Origin of the sequence: Methylorubrum populi, from assembly GCF_002355515.1 — a bacterium.
GTDB classification, from domain to species: domain Bacteria; phylum Pseudomonadota; class Alphaproteobacteria; order Rhizobiales; family Beijerinckiaceae; genus Methylobacterium; species Methylobacterium populi_A.
The window spans coordinates 2,207,165-2,224,182 of the sequence record NZ_AP014809.1; the positions used below are offsets into that span (position 1 = coordinate 2,207,165).

At 70.4% G+C, this 17,018-nt stretch carries 18 protein-coding genes; 13 read left to right on the forward strand and 5 right to left on the reverse strand.

The window, feature by feature from the left end; translation table 11 throughout:
• The first annotated feature begins 229 nt into the window (after positions 1-229).
• On the forward strand, positions 230-541 hold the full coding sequence (locus MPPM_RS10075) for a hypothetical protein (RefSeq protein WP_096484942.1): 312 nt from the start codon (positions 230-232) through the stop codon (positions 539-541).
• A 77-nt stretch (positions 542-618) separates the two neighbouring features.
• Here MPPM_RS10075 and MPPM_RS10080 read toward each other — a convergent pair whose 3' ends face one another.
• The gene (locus tag MPPM_RS10080) at positions 619-1,449 is read right to left on the reverse strand and encodes a hypothetical protein (RefSeq protein ID WP_096484943.1); all 831 of its coding nucleotides are present in this window, start codon (positions 1,447-1,449) and stop codon (positions 619-621) included.
• Positions 1,450-1,502: 53 nt separating this feature from the next.
• A complete protein-coding gene (locus MPPM_RS10085) occupies positions 1,503-2,366 on the reverse strand; it encodes a hypothetical protein (RefSeq protein ID WP_096484944.1) in 864 nt (287 codons plus the stop codon).
• 230 nt (positions 2,367-2,596) lie between these two features.
• Between MPPM_RS10085 and MPPM_RS10090 the strand changes: the two genes are divergently transcribed.
• Genes MPPM_RS10090 through MPPM_RS28685 form a run of 7 tightly spaced genes read left to right on the forward strand, consistent with a single transcriptional unit; the run spans position 2,597 to position 5,843 of the window.
• Positions 2,597-2,932, forward strand: coding sequence for a hypothetical protein (locus tag MPPM_RS10090; RefSeq protein ID WP_238303102.1), 336 nt, complete (start codon positions 2,597-2,599; stop codon positions 2,930-2,932).
• Positions 2,929-3,255 (forward strand): hypothetical protein, encoded by a 327-nt coding sequence (locus MPPM_RS10095; RefSeq protein WP_238303104.1) that lies wholly within the window; start codon positions 2,929-2,931, stop codon positions 3,253-3,255. The genes MPPM_RS10090 and MPPM_RS10095 overlap by 4 nt, the downstream gene beginning before the upstream one ends.
• 11 nt (positions 3,256-3,266) lie before the next feature.
• The gene (locus tag MPPM_RS10100; protein WP_096484945.1) at positions 3,267-3,464 is read left to right on the forward strand and encodes a hypothetical protein; all 198 of its coding nucleotides are present in this window, start codon (positions 3,267-3,269) and stop codon (positions 3,462-3,464) included.
• Between the two features lie 10 nt (positions 3,465-3,474).
• A complete protein-coding gene (locus tag MPPM_RS10105) occupies positions 3,475-4,296 on the forward strand; it encodes a hypothetical protein (protein WP_157914162.1) in 822 nt (273 codons plus the stop codon).
• The gene (locus MPPM_RS10110) at positions 4,293-4,766 is read left to right on the forward strand and encodes a hypothetical protein (RefSeq protein ID WP_096484947.1); all 474 of its coding nucleotides are present in this window, start codon (positions 4,293-4,295) and stop codon (positions 4,764-4,766) included. The genes MPPM_RS10105 and MPPM_RS10110 overlap by 4 nt, the downstream gene beginning before the upstream one ends.
• A complete protein-coding gene (locus tag MPPM_RS27960) occupies positions 4,700-5,059 on the forward strand; it encodes a hypothetical protein (protein WP_157914163.1) in 360 nt (119 codons plus the stop codon). Before MPPM_RS10110 ends, MPPM_RS27960 begins: the two co-directional genes overlap by 67 nt.
• A gap of 19 nt (positions 5,060-5,078) precedes the next feature.
• Positions 5,079-5,843, forward strand: coding sequence for a hypothetical protein (locus tag MPPM_RS28685; protein ID WP_197705071.1), 765 nt, complete (start codon positions 5,079-5,081; stop codon positions 5,841-5,843).
• On the opposite strand, the gene MPPM_RS10125 is transcribed toward MPPM_RS28685, so the two are convergent.
• Positions 5,840-6,418: a metallophosphoesterase gene (locus MPPM_RS10125; RefSeq protein ID WP_096484949.1), complete on the reverse strand. Its 579-nt coding sequence runs from the start codon at positions 6,416-6,418 to the stop codon at positions 5,840-5,842. The genes MPPM_RS28685 and MPPM_RS10125 overlap by 4 nt on opposite strands.
• Positions 6,419-6,954: 536 nt before the next feature.
• On the opposite strand from MPPM_RS10125, the gene MPPM_RS10135 reads away from it, so the two are divergent.
• Complete coding sequence (locus MPPM_RS10135) at positions 6,955-8,259, forward strand: tyrosine-type recombinase/integrase (RefSeq protein WP_096484951.1); 1,305 nt, start codon at positions 6,955-6,957, stop codon at positions 8,257-8,259.
• A 439-nt stretch (positions 8,260-8,698) separates the two neighbouring features.
• On the opposite strand, the gene oxlT is transcribed toward MPPM_RS10135, so the two are convergent.
• The gene (oxlT, locus tag MPPM_RS10140; RefSeq protein ID WP_026105645.1) at positions 8,699-9,997 is read right to left on the reverse strand and encodes an oxalate/formate MFS antiporter; all 1,299 of its coding nucleotides are present in this window, start codon (positions 9,995-9,997) and stop codon (positions 8,699-8,701) included.
• A 631-nt stretch (positions 9,998-10,628) separates the two neighbouring features.
• Between oxlT and MPPM_RS10145 the strand changes: the two genes are divergently transcribed.
• From MPPM_RS10145 to MPPM_RS10160, 4 genes are all read left to right on the forward strand, one after another.
• A complete protein-coding gene (locus MPPM_RS10145; RefSeq protein ID WP_096484952.1) occupies positions 10,629-12,011 on the forward strand; it encodes an ethanolamine ammonia-lyase subunit EutB in 1,383 nt (460 codons plus the stop codon).
• The gene (gene eutC, locus MPPM_RS10150) at positions 12,008-12,790 is read left to right on the forward strand and encodes an ethanolamine ammonia-lyase subunit EutC (protein ID WP_096484953.1); all 783 of its coding nucleotides are present in this window, start codon (positions 12,008-12,010) and stop codon (positions 12,788-12,790) included. Before MPPM_RS10145 ends, eutC begins: the two co-directional genes overlap by 4 nt.
• Positions 12,791-13,291: 501 nt before the next feature.
• Positions 13,292-15,022 carry a dihydroxy-acid dehydratase gene (gene ilvD / locus MPPM_RS10155; protein WP_096484954.1) on the forward strand — a complete coding sequence of 577 codons (1,731 nt, stop codon included), beginning with the start codon at positions 13,292-13,294 and terminating at the stop codon, positions 15,020-15,022.
• Positions 15,009-15,896 (forward strand): tetratricopeptide repeat protein, encoded by an 888-nt coding sequence (locus tag MPPM_RS10160; protein ID WP_096484955.1) that lies wholly within the window; start codon positions 15,009-15,011, stop codon positions 15,894-15,896. The genes ilvD and MPPM_RS10160 overlap by 14 nt, the downstream gene beginning before the upstream one ends.
• Before the next feature lie 200 nt (positions 15,897-16,096).
• On the opposite strand, the gene xth is transcribed toward MPPM_RS10160, so the two are convergent.
• Positions 16,097-16,891, reverse strand: coding sequence for an exodeoxyribonuclease III (gene xth, locus MPPM_RS10165; protein ID WP_096484956.1), 795 nt, complete (start codon positions 16,889-16,891; stop codon positions 16,097-16,099).
• Positions 16,892-17,018 lie beyond the last annotated feature (127 nt).

Sequence of the window (17,018 nt, forward strand, 5' to 3'; positions counted from 1 at the left end):
GGTTCCGGGCGGCTCCGGAAGCCGGTCCCCGGAGGCCTCCAGGGGCGGCGGGCGCATCCGGCCCGACGTCGGCCCGACGTGCGTCCGATTCGGGCGCACAGGGCAAGGCACAAGAGGCCAGGGATCCGTTTACCGTCGATTGTGGACATCTTCCCCAGATTCTTGACCCGGGACTCCGGCCAGGCCCACCTTGAGAGCACGAGATCGCCCCGCCCTGGAGAGCCGCCCCATGACCCACCACGCCCGCAACTTTGGCATTGAGGCTGCCGGGACCGTTGGCCTGGGTCTGGCCCTCGGGCACGTGGCTCTGCAGGACGGCATGAGGGAGATCCGCCGGCAGCAGCGGGCGTCGCGGAACAGCGTCGTCGCGCTCGCCGACCGCCTCGACGAGGCCCGCGCCGACCAAGCCGCCGCGCTCAACCGGGCCGCCCGCGCCGAGGCGGAGCTCGCTCACGCCCGGCAGCAGATCCGCGATCTGGAGATCCTGCTCGACCGGCAGACCCGCCTCGTCGAGGGGTTCAGGGAGATCTGCGGCGTCTGACGCGCCGGAGGCGTCCCCGAAAAGGAAAGGCCCGCCGGTCATCCCGGCGGGCCTTCGTCGTTCAGGGGGGGGCGGGCTCAGCCGAATGACGGCCGCGGCGTGGGGCGCGGGCCGCGGATCGGGATGACCTGTCCGCCCTCCGGCTCCTCCGGCGGGCGGCGGAACGTGCCGCGCGCCATCATCGCCTCGGCCTCGCCCTGGCTGTTGCGCAGGTTCTTCTTCGCCTGGGCCAGCATCGCCTTCATGTCGAGCTCGCCCCCGTTGGCGGCCTTGGCCATACGGGCGACCGTAGAGAGAACCGGCGGCAGGGCCGGGAGCATGTCGGCCTTCGCCTCGGCCTTGAGGTGCCGGTCGAGCGCGTAGCTGGGGGCGTCAACGATGGCCTTCAGCTGGGCCGGCGACAGGCTCTCCAGCCATGCCGTGACCGGCGGGTGGAGCTCGTCGCGGTAGACGGCGTGCAGCTTGCCGCCGCGCTCCAAGAGCGAGGAGGCCGCGCCCTGCACGCGGATCCCGACGAGATTGGCGGCGACGAGGGCGTCGTGCGCCTCCGCCATCTCCGGGTCCTCCCGGTGCGTACGGGCGTCGTCCCGCGCGACCGCGCCGTCCGCGACCTGCCGGGCGGTCACTGGCGGCGTGGGCAGCATCGCCCCGAGCGTCGCCCCGATCGCCGAGGCGGTCACGTCGACCGCGTGCAGCGGGAGCGTCAGCGCGTGCCCGAGCCCGCGCCCCGCGGCGGTCAGGCCGTCGGCGACGACGCCGGGGACCACCCCCCGCGCGGCCGCGCCGAGGCGGCGGGCGGCCGGCTTCACGCCATCCCACTCGTCGCCGAAGACAGCCGCGAACAGCGCCATCACCATGCGGATCGCCGCCTCGACGAGCTCGGCGAGCTTCTGGGTCCAGGTCTTCATGTCCGTTCTCCCGTGTGCGTGTCAGTGCCGATTGAAGGGGTTGTCTCGGAAAGTCAGAAGCCGAGGGCCGGCTGCTCCTCGGGCTCCGGCCGCCGGCGCCGCGCCGGGGCCTCGCCGAAGCACGCGATGCAGACCTCGTCGGAGAGTTGGCGCCGGTGCCCGTGCAGCAGGCCCAGCGCGTGGGCGGCTTCGCCTTGGTCGAGGACGGCGCGCTCGCTGAGGGTGTGCCCGGTCCACGTCGTCGCCTGCGACCAGCCCTCGCCGTTCTGGACGGCGGCCCAGTCCATGTCGCGCGAGGAGAGGACCCGGCACGCCTCCAGCGCGGCCACCCGGACAGCCTCGTCCTCGGCGCGGGCGAACCACGTCGCGGGGGGCGTCCGGCCGAGGCGCTCCTCGGCGCGGCGGACGTTCGCCGCCGCGTTGTCGAGGTAGCGCTCGGCGCTGCGCAGGCCCCACGAAGTCCAGGTCTCCGCGCTGGCGAGATCGCGGGCCTCGGACAGGGCGCGCCCGAGGGCCCACGGCCTCTCGACGAGGAGGGCGCGCAGGGCCGCGCGAATCGGGGCGGCCGCGTTTTTGGTAGAGGCGACGTCGCGCTCGTGGCGCTCCTGCTCCGCGGCGGCCTTCGCCTCGCGCTCGGCAGCCGCCTCGGCGACGACGCGGTCGACCTCGGCGCGGAGGGCGTCCGCATCGAACGTGATGCCGGTGTTCCACCAGCACGGGAGCATCTGCGGCTCGGCGTGGCCCTTGTCGGTCCACGAGTAGCCGGCGCCGACCATCAGGCCGCGGGCCCGGGAGTAGGCGTCGCGGAAAGCCTGGGTCGGCTGGGCGGCGACCCACAGGATCAGGTCGTGGCCATAGCGCCGGTGCGTGCCGGCGTTCGACCACTCGGTGCCGAAGTCGATCGGCGGGCGGGTCATGGGGCCTCTCGGGAAACCTTGGTGACAGGCGAATTCGCCCGGTTCGCTGATACGCGGACAAGCGAAGCATCCGCCTCCTGATATAATTGCGCAAGCACAAAATGGGAGTAACGAATTTCTCAAGGACTGTAACGCTTTTCTTGAACTTGGAAACGCGATCCGAAAGCTGCGAACCCTGCGATCATGCCGAGGCTGTAGTGCACAAAACCTGGAAATCTTCGATTTAATGCTTGACGGACCCGGCCGCCGCGCCGATCTTGGCTGCGACGCGGATACGCGACCGAGCGTACGGCGAGCGCATGGAGGGCATCGTGGCGGACGGGTTGAGCGAGGAGGCGCCGGCGCGACCGGTGGAGGACGGAGGGGCGGTCGACGCGCTCGCGCAGTTGGAGGAGGTGATCCACGCCGCCGGCAGCGCGGCGGCGTGGGCGGCTGCGGCGGGGATCTCGCCGGCCTACGTGTCGGACGTGCGCCTCGGCCGCCGCGCGCCGGGGGCGGCGGTCCTGCGCGCCCTCCGTCTGCAGCGTGTCGTCAGCTACGTGCCGGTCGGGGAGGCTCGCCCGTGATCGACCTCACCGGATACCACTACGGGCCGGATGTCGATGTCGAGCCGGACCCGCCTGAGCCCACGTTCGCCAACGGCGGGGTCGTCCGCCGACACACCGCCAGGAAGGCGCTCTGGTGCGAGGGCTGTCCGATCGACCGCGGCATCATGCCGGGCGAGCGGTACGCGGTGTTCGTCGGCCTCGACGGGTGGGGCGACTTCTTCTGCGAGCGCTCCTGCATCGCCATGTCGGACGCCTGCCGCGCCGCCCTGCCGCCGCTCCCGGCCCCGGCCGCCCCGCGGGGACCGGCGGTCCCCTTCGATCCCGACAACATCCCCTTCTGAAGGAGCCTGCTGTGGGCCGTGTCCGCGACGAATATTTCGCCCGCCTTTCGCCCGAGCAGGAGCGCGAGCTCTACGAGCGCGATAGAGCGCAGCCTGGATCCGACGAGCCGGACCCGCGGCTCGACGTCGAGCCCGAGCTGCCCTTCCCGGAGCCGCCGGCGAGCCCGCCGGAGATCTTCCCGAATACCGGCGATCACATTCCCTTCTGAGGAGACGACGATGGCTGCAGGCTTGGCCCTCACCAACCCGACCCCCGTGGCCTTCCCGGCCAGCTTCGACGCGGCGGTCCTCGACGGCGGCTACCGCTCCTGCGACGGGTGCTGGAACGGCTACGTCAACAGGGACATCTTGATCGTCTACGCCGAGGACGCCTGGCTCGGCCGCGGCGAGATGGTCGAGCGCTACGCCTTCACGATGCAGGCTAGGTTCCGGCGCTACACGGGGACGCCCGAGCAGCCCCGCACGTGGGCCGACGCCGGCAACGTGATCCACCACGCGCTCGCGCTCGGCCTCGTGGCTGAGGAGACCGGACCCGGCGGCGAGCGCGGCTGGCGGCTCACCTCCCGCGAGCCCGCGTGGCTAATCGTCGGCACCGGCGCGCAGCGCGAGTGCCGGCAAGTCCGCGGGCTGCCGCCCGAGCAGCAAGCCGCGCAGGACAAGCGCGAGCAGGCTGCGCGGCGCCGGAACACCACGCTCGACCGCAAGGCGCGCGTGGCGGCCGACGAGCACGTCGCTCGCCACGTCCGCGACGTCCTCCGGTACGACCCGGCCACCGTCGTGCCTGAGGCCTGGGCGCGCCGAGGTTACGTGCCGGCGTCGCTGCCGGGCACGCGCCTCGACGCGGCAGCCGCCGTCGTGCGCGAGGCCCATCACGCCGCCGGAATGGACAGGCCGACGCTGAAGTCCTGGGTCTCCGACCTCGCGATGGAGGCCGCCGTCGCGATCGTGCGGCCCGGCCGTCGGCAGGCCGAGCAGGTCGCCCTGCCCGAGACCGTCGAGATCCCCGACGCCGACATGACCGCCCTGGAGGCCGTGAGATGACCCGCCCTGTCAGCCCCACCGAGATCCGCTGCAAGGACGGCCGGGTCTTTTCCGTCGAGCGCATGGGCGGAGGGATCACGGTTTTCGCCGACTTCCGCGACCCGGCGGTCGACGCGACCGGCCTCGGCCGGTTCCAGACGTTCCACGAACCCGGCGACGGGAGCGCCGAGCACACGGGCATGCCCGTGGAAATCGTGCGCGCCTACGCCAAGGCCCATGGCGGAGTGGCCGAGGCCGGCGCTGAGGCGGTCGCCCTCCTGAAGGCGCTCCCGTCCAGGCCGGCCCTGCCCGCGGCCGAGCCCGCCCCCGCTCCCGAGCAGCCTGCCCCGGCGGTTGAGGAGGCCGCCGCGCCGCGCCCTTTTCCGGGGGAGCCCCGGTGGCCGGGCGGCCCCCGGCCGAGGTTGTGCCCGGGGCACTGGATCAACCTGAGCTGGACGGAGCTCCGGCGCGCATCGAGCTGGACCACCTGACCCCGGCCGTCATCGAGGCGAGGAAGGCGGTCGCCGAATTCGACGCCGGCTTTCACTACCGGGGCCGCGAGCCGGCGCACCGCGGCGAGGTGCTCGACGCGTGGTACCGGCGCGCGACCGCGGGAGCCGCGGTCGGGTCGCGCTTGATCATCGCGAAGCATGACCACTTTGCGCGCCACCCCCTCCAAGCGGAGGCCCTGGACCTGCGGGCGCGCCTGCTCGCCGTCGCCGAGGAAGCATACCGCGAGCTGCCCCGTGCGCAGAAGCGCGCGAATTGGATCCGGGGCGCCTGATCGGGATGAAGGAGTAGCCATGGCCCGTCCCCCGCTGCCCGCCCACGACCTCGCCGCCCACCGCGCATGGGTCGCCTCCGCCGCGGAGGCCCCCTTCCACCGGCCGGTGGAGCCGCCCCTGCTCGTGCACCCGAAACCCAAGAAGGCCCCCGCGCCGGAGCGGCCGCGCGACCTCGTCGACATGATGGAAGCGCCCGCGGCCCCGGCCGACGAAAGGCCGTGGTACGTGCGGCAGAGGATGCCGTTCGACGAGATGATGCGGGCGCACTTCGGCGGGCTGATCTCCCCGCCGTCGGAGCTCGCCCAGAAGCGGGCCAGGCTGAAGCGCGAGCGGTCCGAGGCTGCGATCGCCGCCAGGGCCGCCGCGCAGGCCCCCGAGGAAGAGGACGAGGATGCCGAGGCGGACGAGGTGGAGGCTCCTCCGCCGCCTGCCCCCGAGCTTGCGCCGCCCGCGACCGAGCCGGATCCCTACCTCGCCGGGCTCGGGCTCTCCATGCTGCAGGGTCTGCGCGAGCCTCGGTGTCCCGAGGCCGACGCCGCCCTCGACGCCCTCGACGCGCGGCGCCCGCCCGGCTTCCCCACGGCAACGCGGATGCTCTCGCTCCGGTCCGGCGAGGCCGAGGCTAACGTGGTCCTGCTCCTCGCGACCGGGGAGGAGGCGCGGGTGACCGTGCGGTGGCGTGCCGTCGACCCGGCCTACGAGTGGCGGGTGATGGGGCAGCTGCCGCGGACTAGGTACTGCTGGGCCGCGGACACCGGGGAGTGGATCCCTCTCCGGCTCTAAGCGGCCTCCGCCAGGGCGGCCGCCGCGGCCGGGCCGCCCTCGCGCCGGGCGACGTCGGCGAGGAGCTCCTGGATCTCGGGGGCCGTCACCGGTCGGAAGCGCCAGGCGTCGACGCCGACGTCGCAGGATCGGGCGGTCGGCGCGAGGCTGCCGTGCGAGTGGCCGTAGAGGTGGAGCCGGCCGCGGTGCGCGTCCGGCCAGGTCACGTGCGCGAAATGGCTGAGCCATAGGTCGACCGGACGCCGCATGCCGCTGTCCTGAACGGACACCCGGGCCACGTCCCGGATCGGTCCGGCCCAGTCCAGCCGCTCGCCTCGTTGCTCATGATTTCCGCGGATCAGGAACTTCTTGCCGTTCAGGCGCGAGAACACGGCTTGAGCATGGGATAGACTGCACCCGTAGGCAAAATCGCCGAGATGGATCACCGTGTCGTCCCGGCGAACCCGGTTGTTCCAGAGGCCGATCAGCGTCTCGTCATGCTCCTCCCGGGAGGCGAACGGCCGGGGCCGGGCCATGCGGTCGGACATCATCCCGAGATGCCCGAAGTGGGTGTCTGAAACCAGGTAGGTCGTCACGGGCAGGACCCTCGAACGGAACGCGGCGACCGTCCGGATTTCCGGACGGGGTGGCTGGCCTCAGGCCGGCAAGCGGTCGAGTTTCGAGGGGGCGTGCGTCATGGGGGCGAGCCTCGCCGATCGGCCGCCCCGGCGCAAGGCCGACCCACCTGCAAGGTTGCCCGAACCCTGGCCGGCGGGCCCGAGCCCAGGCGCGGCGGGCGACGTCCTGTTTACCCTCCGTTCTCTTCTGCCCTTGCGGCCGGGAGAGCGGTGCGGGATCATCGCGTCATGTCAAAGTTCCAGCTCATCGTCGCCAAGTGGGACCCCTCGAACGGGGCGTGGGCCCGCCTGAAGAGCGCCGACCTCGACACCCTGATCACGCTCGAAGACGCGGCGTGGGCACCCGAGGTCACCGACACCCATGGCTTCGCGATCTTCTCCGTCGCGCAGCTCCGCGCCGCCACGAAGGCGCGGGGCCCGAAACGTCTCCGCTCGATGAGGCCCGGTCACGGCCTGCTCGTGACACGACGCGAACTCAAGGAGTGGAGAGAGAGATGCCTAGACCTCGGAAGCCCGCCCGCCTCAAGCTCGACCTCGACCGTGGGGTCTGGGCCATCCACGACGGGGAGTTCAAGCGACGCACAGCGCACGGCCCTGGCGATCGCGCAGCGGCTGAAGCGGAGCTCGCGCTCTACGTCATCGAGCGGGACCGCCGGCTAGAGGAGGAGGCCCGCGTCGTCCCCGAGGACGACGACCCGACGAACCAAGATCCGCGCCTCGTCAGCATCGCCACGTCGCTCGCATTTTACGGGCAGGCCATGGAGGGCGGATCGAACGCGAGCCTTGTCGGGCACCACATCGCGAACCTCCTCCGGCATTGGGGCGGGAAGAACCTCTCGCAGATCAAGGCCGCATCCTGCCGGGCCTACGTCGAGGCGCGCTGCAAGGAGCGGTGGCGGCCGCCCGGATCGAAGGGGGAGGGGAAGCTTATCAAGCCGGCGACGGCCGGGCGCGAGCTACAGACGCTCTCGGCCGCGGTCGGTCACTGGCATCGCGAGTTCACGCTCCACGCCAAGCCCGTCATCACCCTGCCGACGAAGGCCAAGCCGCACGTCGACTGGCTGACCGAGGTCGAGTACGCGCGGCTCCTCAAGGTGACGCAGGGGTGGCGCTGGGTCTCGTCCGACCTGGCGACGCGCGAGCCGGTCTGGGAGCGGGCGCCGGACACGCCGTTCGTCGCCGCCTGGAAGGAGCGGGCAGGGGATGCCTACGTCCACGACGATCACCTGGAACGTGCCTGCGAGGTGGGCTTCTACTCGGGCACGCGGTCCGGCGCGATGCTGGGCCTGCGGTGGAAGCGGGACCGGATCGACGGCTGGATCGACTTCAACGGAGTGACGCTTTTCAGGGCCGGCCCGGAGGCACCGCCGAGCCGCAAGCGCCAGCCCCCGTGCCGGATCCACGACCGGCTGCTGCCCCGGCTCCTGGAATGGCGGAAGGCGGACATGGCCCTGGACCTGCGCGACGCGGAGGGCAAGCCGATGCCGGTGACCCACGTGATCCACGAGCGCGGCGTCCCGCTCGGCCGGATCGACGGCGCCTTCGGCCGGGCGGCTTGGCTCGCTGGGCTGGACCGCCGGGAGATCGACGGCTCGTGGCGGGTCGGGAACGAGGATCCGAACGACGACCTCGGCATGCCCACGCCGCACATCCTGCGGCACACCCGAGCGACGCTGATGCTCCGCGCCGGGGTGCCGCCGCACGAGGTCGGCGAGTACCTCGGAATGACCGTGAAGATGGTGCTGGAGGTGTACGGCCACACCCACGCGGAGTACCAGAAGCGGGCCGCGGCGGCGTAGCGGGATGTTTCCGACCCCGGGTCGGAAACCCCGGTTTCACGGGGCGCGATGGGATCGGACGGCGTTGCACGGGAACGCACCGCAAGCGACTGATCCGCCTCGGGAAACCGGCGGGTTCAGAGCTCAGCGCCGGGTCGACGTGAGTACGTTGACATGGTAGGGGTCACAGGTTCGATCCCTGTCGCGCCCACCATCTCCGCCAGACGGGATGGACGATGAGACCAAGGCTCCGGAGACGGGGCCTTTTTCTTTGTCCAAATTCTTTGCTGAACGACTCGCCGGTTCGTGCGTGGTTGCCGCGCCGACGCGGCCGAGCGCCCCGCGTCGGACGACGGGCCCGGGCCCTCCGGCAGCCCGCTTCCAAAAAGGAAAGCCCCACCGTTTCCGGCGGGGCTCTCCGATCCTCGGTCTCCGGTCCCGGGGGACCGGAGGGGCGTGATCAGGCGTGGGCGAGGGCCGCGTTCGGCACCGCCGCGTTGTTGTTGAGGTGGTGCTGCTTCAGCATCGGCCGCAGGACGGCCACCGCCAGCGCTGCCGCGATCAGGTCCATCGTCGCCACGGTGTAGAGCACCGTCGACCAGGTACCCGTCGCCTGCATGATCAGGTTGCCGACCGGCACGAACAGCGCGGCGAAGCCCTTGGCGCAGTAGAGGACGCCGTAGATCTTGCCGATGTGCTTCGAGCCGAAGGTGTCCGCGGCGGTGGCGCTGAACAGCGAGTACACTTCGCCCCAGGCCAGGAACACGATGCCGGACAGGATCACGAAGGCCCAGGGGTTCGAGCCGAAGTAGCCCAGCGCCACGATGCCGATGCCTTCCATCGCGAAGGCGATGAACATCGTCTTCTCGCGGCCGATCCGGTCGGAGATCCAGCCGAACAGCGGGCGCGAGATGCCGTTCATGACGCGGTCGAGCATCAGGGCGAAGGGCAGCGCCGCCATGGCGAAGAAGTACAGGTTCACCTGGAAGTTCTTCACGCCGAGGTCGGTCGCGATGACGCCGAGCTGCGCCACGGCCATCAGGCCACCGGTCACCGTGCAGGTGAACATCAGCAGCATGACGTAGAAGACCGGCGTGCGCAGGGCCTCACCGAGGGTGTAGTCGCGGCGGGTCTGCAGCACCTTGGTCGAGAACTTGACCTCGTCCTTGGCCGGCGAGCGCATGAACAGCGAGGCCAGGATGATGACCGAGCCCTGGATCAGGCCGAAGGTGAAGAAGGCCTGGGCGTAGCTGCCGGCATCGATCATCTTGGCGATCGGGATGATCGTCAGCGCCGAGCCCGCGCCGTAGCCGCCCGCGGTCAGACCGACGGCCAGGCCGCGCTTGTCCGGGAACCACTTCAGGGCGTTGTTGATGCAGGTGGCGTAGACGCAGCCGACGCCGATGCCGCCGAGGACGGAGCCGAGATAGAACCCGCTCAGCGACGTCGCGTAGGAGTTCACGACCCAGGCCGCGCCGGTCATCAGGCCGCCGAACATCACGACACGGCTCGGGCCGTACTTGTCGATGAAGTAGCCCTCGATCGGGGTCAGCCAGGTCTGGACGACGACGAAGATCGTGAAGGCGACCTGGATCGCGGCGCGATCCCAGCCGAAGGTTTTCTGAATTTCAGGGACGAACAGGGTCCAGGCGTACTGGATGTTGGCCGCAGCCACCATGCAGACGACACCAAGGACGATTTGAAGCCATCGGTTCGACGATACGACCGGTTGATCCGGGGCAGTGGACGATAGTGCCATGAGCGTGCTCCCTCGTGCCTGCACAGACGTGAAGGCTTGTTGTGTAGGTTTGGCGTGTTTCTCTTGAGAAGCGTCGGTGCAGGGTTGTTGCGATTCCTTCCTCTGCCGGTCGGATCCGAGGGCCGGTCTCCTCCCAGGCAGTGGTATGCATTATTTGGTATGCCAGGCATGCAGGCAAGCGAAATAATGCCCAACCTGACACGAAAGTGAGGGAACGGAAGGATGAAACGATGGAACCCCACGGAAAACTGCCTCGTCGGCCGGCGGAATGTGGCGGGCTGAGGCTGGGGAATGATGCATTTGATGCGATCCGGGCCGTGAAGCCGCGCCGCTGGATTGGGCATCCCGACCACGGCCTCATCTCTGGGTCGTCTTGCAAACAGCCTCGTGGGGTGCGGAGACCTCGGTACCGTTACGCTGGCATCGCAACGAAATAGCCGGATTCCGGGCGCTTCGTCTTTCGGGCGATGGCTTCGGCGGGTTCGATCGCGCGCCCGGTCAGGCGCCGATCTTGCTTGGTCGCGCGGCGGGAGCGGATGCCCCGGCGCCGCAGCAGATCATCCCGCAGCAAATCACCTCGACAGGGCGGCCGATCCTTGCATCCTGTCGGGCGAGGCCAAGGAGCCAGTCGATGCCCTATCGCCACACCGTCGGTCCCAGAGCCCACGTCTTCGCCGATCTGGCGACGCTGATGGCGAAGGCGACCCCGGTGCGCTCCGGCGACTGCCTCGCGGGCATCGCCGCCGAATCGGCCGAGGAGAACATGGCCGCGCGCTGGTGCCTCGCCGAGGTTCCGCTCAGGGAGATCCTGTCGCGTCCGCTGATTCCCTACGAGGAGGACGATGTCACCCGCCTGATTCTCGACGACCACGACGAGACGGCCTTCGCCGAGATCGCCGGTCTGACGGTCGGGGATTTCCGCGAGTTCCTGCTCACCGCCTCCTCCGAGACGCTGGCGCGAATCGCTCCCGGCGTGACGCCGGAGATCGCCGCGGCGGTGAGCAAGATCATGCGCAACCAGGATCTGATCTTGGTCGCCCGGAAGTGCCGGGTGATCACGCGGTTCCGCAACACGATCGGCCTGCCCGGGACGCTCGCGGTGCGGCTCCAGCCCAACCATCCGACCGACGATCCGGCGGGCGTCACCGCCTCGATCCTCGACGGTCTCGCCTATGGCTGCGGCGATGCGGTGATCGGCATCAACCCGGTCTCCGACTCGATCCAGACCATGGGCAGCCTGCTCAGCCTGTTCGACAGCATCATCGGCCGGCTGGAAATTCCGACGCAGGCCTGCGTGCTCACCCACGTCACCACCACCCTCGACGCGATGAACCGCGGCCTGCCGGTCGATCTGGTGTTCCAGTCGATCGCGGGGACGCAAAGGGCCAATGCGAGCTTCGGCGTCACGCTGCCGATCCTGCAGGAGGCGCATGAGGCGGCGCTCGCGCTCAAGCGCGGCACGCTCGGCGACAACGTGATGTATTTCGAGACCGGCCAGGGTTCGGCGCTCTCGGCGGATGCCCATCACGGCATCGACCAGCAGACCCTGGAGGCCCGCGCCTACGCCGTCGCCCGGCGCTACCGGCCGCTCCTCGTCAACACCGTCGTCGGCTTCATCGGCCCGGAATACCTCTACGATGGCAAGGAGATCATCCGCGCCGGCCTGGAGGACCATTTCTGCGGTAAGCTGATGGGCGTGCCGCTGGGCGTCGACGTCTGTTACACCAACCATGCCGAGGCCGATCAGGACGATATGGACACGCTGCTGACCCTGCTCGGGGCGGCGGGCTGCACCTACGTGATGGGCATTCCCGGCGCCGACGACGTGATGCTGAACTACCAGTCCACCTCGTTCCATGATCAGCTCTACATCCGTGAGGTGCTGGGCCTGAGGCGAGCGCCCGAATTCGAGGAATGGCTCGCCCGGATCGGTCTCACCGACGCGAACGGCGCGCTTCTGCCCGGCGGGGCCGAGGCCCGCCTGCTCACCGCCGCCCCGGAGCTGGCCGCATGAGCACGCAGACCGATCCCCTCTGGCAGCGGCTCGCCCGCCTCACCCCCGCCCGGATCGGCCTCGGCCGCGCCGGCGCCGGCCTGCCGACCCGCGAGGTGCTCAAGTTCGGCCTCGCCCACGCCCAGGCGCGCGACGCCGTCCACACCCCGATGGATGCCGCCGCGATCGCGGAGGCCGTCGAGGCTCTGGGTCTGCCGACCGTGACCGTGACCTCCGGCGCAGAGGATCGGGCGACCTATCTGCGCCGCCCCGATTACGGGCGCCGGCTCTCGCCGGAGAGCCTGAAGGTCCTGTCCGATTCTGCGGGCGAGCCCGTCGATCTCGCCCTGGTCGTCGCCGACGGCCTCTCGGCCCGCGCGGTCCACGAGGGTGCCGCCGCGCTGCTCGCCGCCTTCAAGCCCTATGCGGAGCGGGCCGGCTGGCGCCTCGCCCCGGTGACCATCGCCACGCAGGCCCGTGTCGCGCTGGGGGACATGGCCGGGGCGGCGCTGAAGGCCCGCGCGGTCGTGGTGGTGATCGGCGAGCGCCCCGGCCTGTCCTCGCCCGACAGCCTCGGCCTCTACGTCACCTTCGATCCCAGGCCCGGGCGCTCGGATGCGGAGCGAAACTGCATCTCGAACGTCCGCCCGGCGGGCCTCAGCTTCGAGCTCGCCGCGTTCAAGCTGGACTGGCTGCTGACCCAGGCCTTTTCCCGCGGGCTGACGGGCGTCAACCTGAAGGACGAGAGCGACCGCCTGATCGAGGCGAGCGTTCCTGATCCTGCGATCCCCGCGCGCTGAGCCCGCTCGACGCAGCGCGACAGCCTCGCCCCGAAGTGAGATGCCTGCCCTCGCAATATTGCCGCGGGCAGGATCCAGGTGTCGATGCCGGGGATCGCCGCGGATACTGATCCGGCGCAGTCGTCATGGCCGGTTGCGCCGCCGCAGGCCTCGCGGTCCGAGGACGAGAACGTCCAGAATTCTGACCGGGAAAATCACCCTCTCGCGGGACCGCGGGAGGGTGGATGCACGTTGACCGTGCAAAGTCTTCCGGAGACCGGCGTAAGCTCGGCTGTTGCGGCCCCGACACACCGCGAAAGCAACCTGACTTTGCCTTGAGCTGTGCCTTTGAGCGCCGCAATCCCACCATAAACCGGGACGACTTCCGGGGTCGCGGTAAACGCTGTCGCTCCAACGCCTTACCGCGGAGTTTCGAGGGCGTCGAAGGACGTTTTTCCGCGCTGGACCGTAACAGGCAGCGCGGCCTCGGGGGCGTAACGGGACCGGGGCACGAGATCAGCGATGGACGCGCGTCAGACCGACAAGTCGAAGCTGCCGAGCCGGCACGTGACGGAAGGGCCCGAGCGCGCGCCGCACCGCTCGTACCTCTACGCCATGGGCCTGACCACCGAGCAGATCCACCAGCCGCTAGTGGGTGTCGCCTCGTGCTGGAACGAGGCCGCGCCCTGCAACATCTCGCTGATGCGCCAGGCCCAGGCCGTGAAGAAGGGCGTCGCCGCCGCCCACGGCACCCCGCGCGAGTTCTGCACCATCACCGTCACCGACGGCATCGCCATGGGGCACGGCGGCATGCGCGCCTCGCTGCCGTCGCGCGAGGTCATCGCCGACTCGGTCGAGCTGACCATCCGCGGCCATTCCTACGACGCCCTGGTCGGCCTGGCCGGCTGCGACAAGTCCCTGCCCGGCATGATGATGGCGATGGTGCGCCTCAACGTGCCCTCGATCTTCATCTACGGCGGCTCGATCCTGCCCGGATCCTTCCGCGGCCGGCCGGTCACCGTGCAGGACCTGTTCGAGGCGGTCGGCAAGGTCGCCGTCGGCGACATGAGCCTCGACGATCTCGACGAACTGGAGCGGGTCGCCTGCCCCTCGGCCGGCGCTTGCGGTGCGCAATTCACCGCCAACACCATGGCCACGGTCTCCGAGGCGATCGGCCTCGCGCTGCCCTACTCGGCCGGCGCGCCCGCCCCTTACGAGATCCGCGACCAATTCTGCGCCGCCGCCGGCGAGAAGGTGATGGAGCTGATCGCCAAGAACATCCGCCCGCGCGACATCGTCACCCGCAAGGCGCTCGAGAATGCCGCCGCGACGGTGGCGGCCTCCGGTGGCTCGACCAACGCGGCCCTGCACCTGCCGGCGATCGCGCACGAGTGCGGCATCGAGTTCACCCTGTTCGACGTCGCCGAGATCTTCCGCAAGACGCCCTACATCGCCGACCTGAAGCCCGGCGGGCGGTATGTGGCCAAGGACATGTTCGAGGTCGGCGGCATCCCGCTGCTGATGAAGACGCTGCTCGACCACGGTTTTCTGCACGGCGATTGCCTGACGGTGACCGGCCGCACGATCGCGGAAAACCTCGCCAAGGTCGCCTGGAACCCGGATCAGGACGTGGTGCGCCCGGCCGACCAGCCGATCACCGTCACCGGCGGCGTGGTCGGCCTCAAGGGCAACCTCGCCCCCGAGGGGGCGATCGTGAAGGTCGCCGGCATGTCGGCCGAGAAACAGGTCTTCACCGGACCGGCCCGCGTCTTCGACGGCGAGGAGGCCTGTTTCGAGGCGGTGCAGAACCGCACCTACAAGCCCGGTGAAGTTCTGGTCATCCGCTACGAGGGCCCGAAGGGAGGCCCCGGCATGCGCGAGATGCTCTCGACCACCGCCGCCCTCTACGGCCAGGGCATGGGCGACAAGGTGGCGCTCATCACCGACGGGCGCTTCTCCGGCGCGACCCGCGGCTTCTGCGTCGGCCATGTCGGCCCGGAAGCCGCCATCGGCGGGCCGATCGGTCTCCTGCGCGACGGCGACGTCATCACGCTCGACGCGATCAAGGGCACGCTGGACGTGGCGCTCTCCGACGAGGAGCTCGCCCAGCGCCGGGCCGCGTGGACGCCGCGGGGCAATTCCGCGACCTCCGGTTACCTCTGGAAATATGCGCAGACCGTCGGGCCTGCGGTGAACGGCGCCGTGACCCATCCGGGCGGCGCCAGGGAGACGCAGAGCTATGCCGATATCTAGGACCGTCCCTTTCCGGCCCGCGCGGCCGGCCGGGGTCGATCTAGGTCGGCTCCGCGCGGGTCTGCTCGCTGGATTTCTGGGATTTTGCCTGGCGGTGGCCGCCGTCGATCCCGGCACGGCGCTCGACGCGACCGCGCGCACCCCGGTCCCCGAGAAGGGGTATCGCTCGGGCCGCGACGCCCTGCGCTCGGGCGTGCGCGACTACAACGCGGGCGACAAGCAGGGCGCCGTGCGCGCGCTCGAATACGCCGCCGACCAGGGCCAGACCCTGGCGCTGTGGAAGCTCGGCCGCATGTATGCGGACGGCGACGGCGTGCCCCACGACGATCTCAAGGCGTTCGAGTATTTCTCGCGCATCGCCGACGACAACACCGACGACTCCCCCGACACCCCGAATTCGGGCGTGGTGGCGAGCGCCTTCAACGCGCTCGGAACCTACTTCCTCGAGGGGATCAAGGGCACCTACGTGCGCCCGAACGCCGAGCGCGCCTACGACATGTTCAACTACGCGGCGTCATATTTCGGCGACCCCAACGCGCAGTACAACCTCGCCCGGCTCTACCTCGACGGCACCGGCGTCGAGCAGGATCCGCGCAAGGCCGCGCGCTGGTTCAACCTCGCCGCCGAGAAGGGCCACCGCCCGGCCCAGGCGCTGCTCGGCGACATGCTCGTCAACGGCACCGGCGTCCAGCGCCAGACCGTCAAGGGTCTGACCTGGCTCGCCATCGCCCGTACCGGCGTGCAGGGGACGGCGGACAGCTGGATCGTCAACCTCTACGACAAGGCCTGGGCCTCGGCGAGCGAGGCCGACCGGGCCGACGCGCTGGCGCAGGCGCAATCGTTGCCCACGGGCTCGACCCGGCGGCGGCGGTAACTTCCGTCAGCGCTGACCCATGGATCCCGGGCCCGTCCGAGATCCGCAAACGCTCGCCCGAGTCGGGCGAGCCTGACTAAGGGCGGGGAGCGCCTCGCGGGCCCGAGGGGCGAGGGGCCAGCGTTGACGATGGCGCTTCCCTCACCCGTAATCCACGGGAGCCTGCCCGCTGCCGCGAAGGCGAGGGGGCAGGCGACGATTCACCCGTCGCTCAGCTCCACCGTCACCGGCACGTGGTCGGACGGCTTCTCCAGCCCGCGCAGGTGCTTCTGCACCGAGGCCGAGACGAGGCGGTCGGCGGCCTGGGGCGAGAGCAGCAGGTGGTCGATGCGGATGCCCTGATTCCGCGGCCAGCACCCGGCCTGATAGTCCCAGAAGGTGTAGAGCCCCGCGCTCGGCTCGCAGGCCCGCAGGCCGTCCGTAAAGCCCTCGGCGAGCAGCGCGCGGAAGGCGCGGCGGGTCTCGGGCAGGAACAGCGCGTCCTGGGTCCAGGCGGCCGGATCGGCGGCGTCCTCGGGCTCGGGGATCACGTTGAAGTCGCCCGCCAGCACGAGGGCGTCCTCGGAGGCCATCAGGGCGCGGGCATGGCTCCGCAGGCGAGCCATGAAGGCGAGCTTGTAGCTGTATTTCGGCCCCGGCGCCGGGTTGCCGTTCGGCAGGTAGATCGAGGCGACCCGCACCGGCGCCACGTCCTCGCCATGCACCAGCGCCTCGATGTAGCGCGCCTGCTCGTCCTCCGCGTCGCCCGGCAGGCCGCGCAGCAATTGGGTGTATCGAAGCGGCGCGCGCACCAGCAGGGCGACGCCGTTATAGGCCTTCTGCCCCAGCGTCTCGACCGCGTAGCCCGCCGCCTCGATCTCCTCCCGCGGGAAGGCCGCATCCTGGCATTTCAGCTCCTGAAGGCAGACCACGTCGGGCCTCGCCTCGTCGAGGAAGCCCAGCAGGTGGCCGACCCGCTGCTTGATCGAGTTGACGTTCCAAGTGGTGATCCGCATGGGGCTCGGAGGAGGCTCGGCCGGAGGGGCTCCCGTCATCGGGCCTTCGCGCGGTCCTGGCAAGGCGGGCACGGCGCGGCGGGCGTGAACAGCGCCCGACGAAGCGAAAAGCTTGGGGCCGCGAAGG